Below are 4,636 nucleotides of genomic sequence, written 5' to 3'. Positions count from 1 at the left end.
TACTTCCGATTCTACAATTAAAGGAACTGTAACAAATGCCAGTGAAATAACAAAATTCCAAGCTAAGTTAAATTCTGGTAACTTTGTAGATGTTTTATCTAAATTGCAAAATGGTATTTTCACATTAGATAAAGATACACTCACAGTAATTAATGGGGGACAATTACCAGATGGAAATTATCAAATAACTCTCAAAGCAGAAGATAAATTTGGTAATGTTTCTAATGAAGTGAAATTAGACTTTACCTTAGATACTACAGCACCAGAAACACCTGGTGTCATGTTAGATACCTTATTTGATTCTGCTCCTATTGGTGACTCTAAAACAACATTTACGAGTGTTAAAATCATAGGAAAAACAGAAGCAAACGCCACTGTAATATTACAGGGTTTAGGAACATCAATTACGGCTGATGCTGCGGGTAAATTTACATTTACTGATGTACCTCTCATATTAGGTGATAATTCCTTCACTGTTAATGCTAAAGATATTGCCGGAAATACTAGCACATTTACCACAATTATCAAACGAGTTGCACAAGATAACAGCGATGTAGTATTAGATTGGAATGCAGTTCTGTTAAATGCCATTTATGAAGATAAGACAACACCACCAGTAGCTTCTCGGAATATGGCCATCACCCAAACTGCGGTTTTTGATGCTATAAACACAATTACTGGAACTTACAAAAACTATCACTTCACAGGTACAGCACCAACAATTGTATCAGCAGAAGCCGCAGCAGCAAGCGCAGCACATCAGGTTTTAATTAATCTCTATCCTGGACAAAAATCCTATTTTGATAATGCTTTAACTGCTTCTTTAGCTGAAATTACCGATGGTACAGCAGAAGATAATGGCGTGACATTTGGACGTACTGTAGCTGATGCTATTTTAACTTTCAGAAGTACAGATGGTTCTAGTAATACTATTACTTATACACCAGGAACTAACCCCGGACAATGGCAACCAACCGCCCCAGGTTTTGCCCCTGCTTTATTACCACAATGGGGACAAGTGACACCATTTGCTTTAACCAGTGGTAATCAATTCCGTCCTGATGGCGCACCAGCTTTAAATAGTGCTGATTATACCACAGAATTTAATCAAGTTAAAGATTTAGGTAGTAAAAACAGCACTAATCGCACGGCTGAACAAACACAAATTGCAAAATTCTGGGCTGATGGTGCTGGTACATTTACACCCCCTGGACATTGGAATCAAATCGCCCAAAATGTAGCCGCCGAAAAGGGTAATTCATTAATAGAAAATGCCAGATTATTTGCCTTATTAGATATATCCTTAGCTGATGCAGGAATTGCGGCGTGGGATGCAAAATATACTTACAATTTCTGGCGACCAATTACGGCTATTCAAAATGCAGATAGTGATGGTAATGCTAATACTATTGCCGATGCTACTTGGACACCTTTATTAACTACTCCTCCTTTCCCAGAATATATTTCTGGACATAGTACCTTTAGTGGTGCGGCGGAAACTATCTTAACAGGATTGTTAGGTAATAATGTTAGTTTTACCACTAATTCTTTAGGAACTCCTGGTGTTTATCGTACCTTCAGTAACTTTACAAATGCAGCTAATGAAGCGGGAATTAGTCGTATTTATGGAGGTATTCATTTTAATTCGGCTAATTTGGAAGGGTTAGCAACTGGTAGAAGTGTGGGTAATTATGTCTTGGATAATTTGTTAGCACCTAAGTTAACTGTAATGCCAGGACAGCAGTTAAAACTGGAATCTAAAGAGATTTTCGGGAAAAATGCCAATTTTGCCCTTGAAAGTGAGCAAAACCTACCTACAGGCAATTTAGACGGCGATGGAACATTAATTTTTAAACCTTCTCCCGCACAAATTGGCAGTTATGATTTTACCTTAGTCGCTAGAGATGGGACAGAAATTACAACTAAGAAGTTTAATTTAGCTGTCGTTGCTGATACAGAAACAACAACCAGAATTAGCGGTGTAATTCAAAATACTGATCAAAAAGCATTAGCAGGAGTTAAAGTTAAAATCGGTGATATTTCTACTACCACAAATGCAGATGGTTCATTTATTTTGACTTTAAATCAAGTACCATCTGCTGATGCAGCATTGATTATTGAACCAGGTCAACAGGTGAATAATATTGTTTATCCATCTATTGCAGAAAAATTGCCTTTATTATTGGGACATAATGTTTATGCCAATGTGAAAAATATTATTGATCGTCCCATTTATTTACCACCAATTGATATTAGTAATGCCCAAACAATTGACCCAACAATTACTCAAACTGTTACCAGTGCAGCTATACCAGGTTCAGCTGTAACTGTTTTTGCTAATAGTTTATTTGACCAACAAAATCAACCCTATACAGGACAATTAAGTATTACCACAGTTCCCACAGAACTTACTCCGGCCGCATTACCAGAAAATCTGCGTCCTGATTTGGTAGTGACTATTCAACCAGGGGAAATGGTATTTACAAATCCTGCGCCTTTGAGTTTACCAAATCTCGCTGGATATGCCCCTGGTACACAAATGGATTTATGGTCTATTAATCCTCAAACTGGATTATTTGATAATGTGGGTACAGGTCAAGTTAGTGCTGATGGAACTGTAATTGAAACTATAGAAGGTGGTATTCGTAATAGTAGTTGGCATTTCTTCGCACCACCCCCACCAACTCCTAATGATCCTGATGCTGATGACCGCAACCCAGATGATGGTTGTGATGAATGTAAGGCAAAAGTACCAGGAACTTCAGAAGTAGAATTACATTCAGGTGCGGTGATAGAAACCCATGATTTAGTACCTTATCAATCTTTAGGAATTAATCGCGGTATCAGTTTACGTTATGATTCTGAAAGGGCGGATGCTAGACCAATTCTGCATTTTGGTTATAACAATGTGCCGAATGATTCTGCCCTTAGATTGATGGCTGAGTTAACAATTAAACGGGGTGATTTTAAGTTAGAAGTCCCTGGTTTTGCTGGTGGTCAATTTGGCTTAAATGGTGGTGAACATTTCTGGTCAATTCCTAATGGTGGTGGGAAGATTGATGCTGCACTACAGGCAGATTTGAGAACTTTAGATTCAGGTCGTTATGATTATGATTTAACCACTGGATTAATGCGATTAAATAATAATCAGTTGAATGGTTCTACTTCTACCAGTAAGGGTAAATTCCTACATATTAATACTGTAAATAGTGCTTTTGGTAGTGGTTGGGGATTAGCTGGTTTACAGGAAATTGTTGTTAATGCTGATCAGTCGGTCATTATTATTGATGGTGATGGTAGCGAGTTATTGTTTGAAAAGAATGATGATGGTAGTTATGATTCACCAGTAGGCGATTTTTCCACCTTAGAACGTTTAAATGATGGTACTTTCCGCCGCACGATGACAGATAAAACCGTTTATAGTTTCAATGGGGAAAATCTGTTAACGAAAATGCGCGATCGCGTTGGTAATGAAACTCAGTATGTCTATGAAAATCGCCGGTTAATGAAAATGGTTGATCCGGTAGGTTTAGAAACTACTTTTACCTACAGCAATAATAGAATTATAGAAATAAAAGATCCGGCTGGTCGTAGCACTAAATTAACCTACGATACTAATGGTAATTTAATCAAAATTACCGATCCCGATGGTACAAGTCGGACTTGGGAATATAACGCAGATCATCTGATGATTTCTGAAGTTGATAAGCGAGGAAATAAAGAACAGACATTCTATGATTTTGCAGGAAGAGCAGATAAAGCTATTCGTAAAGATGGTTCACAATTAGATTTTGATCCTGTACAAGTGCAAGGTTTATATGCACCAAATAAAACTATTGATCCTGTAAATGCGCCTCCTGCTTTCCAATTAGGAAAAGCTGCTTCTACCTATACAGATGCTAATGGTAAGAAAATAGTTAATAATCTTGATCAATCTGGGCAAATAGTATCATCTTCTGATGAAGTTGGTTTATTACCTGCTGTGCAACGGAATGAAGATAATCTGGTTACTCGACAAACAGATGCCAGAGGTAATATTACTTCATTTACTTATGATGATAATGGCAATGTTTTGAGTATTCAAGATTCTCTGTCGTTTAACACACCTAATGCGGGCGGTAATGTGTTGATCGTTAATGGGGCTAGTTCTGCTAGTACCAATAACTTAACAAAACTCTTGCAAGATGCTGGTTTCAAGACTACAGTAGCGAGCAGTTTACCAACAGATATAACTGGTTTTTCTGAAATTTGGGACACCCGATATAATGCTGCAATTTCTAGTCCTGAAGTCACAAAATATCTTTCTTACTTGAAGGTTGGTGGTGATCTATTTTTAATTGGAGAACATAGTGGTTTTGCAACTCGCAATAACTCAATTATTGACTTCATTAGTCAAGCAGGTGGAGGTCAATTAAATTTTGTTGCTCTTCCTAACGCAAGTCAATCTGTTCTTGCTCCTTATGATAATCCTAACCCCATTGCTGGTGGTAACGGGCTCTTCGGGAATTGTTATGCAAATAATTAACTTAAAATAAAATTCGATGAGAGCAACTACGCTCAAAAGTAGCTGAAATTCATACAGGAAAGGACTTAAGGCATAAATAAGTTAATACCAAAAGATAGACAATTGAGTTAA

Annotated in this window: 1 protein-coding gene; it reads left to right on the top strand. The window is 37.3% G+C overall.

The window, feature by feature from the left end:
* Positions 1-4,525 (top strand): phosphatase PAP2 family protein (locus tag O9324_RS02220; protein WP_288139371.1); only part of this gene is annotated, 4,525 nt, incomplete at its 5' end.
* Positions 4,526-4,636: the final 111 nt, after the last annotated feature.

This window comes from Microcystis sp. LE19-84.1B (assembly GCF_027531875.1).
In the GTDB taxonomy this organism is placed as follows: domain Bacteria; phylum Cyanobacteriota; class Cyanobacteriia; order Cyanobacteriales; family Microcystaceae; genus Microcystis; species Microcystis panniformis.
The sequence above is the reverse complement of the archived record's forward strand: the minus strand, read 5'-3'. Positions and strand labels throughout refer to the sequence as shown.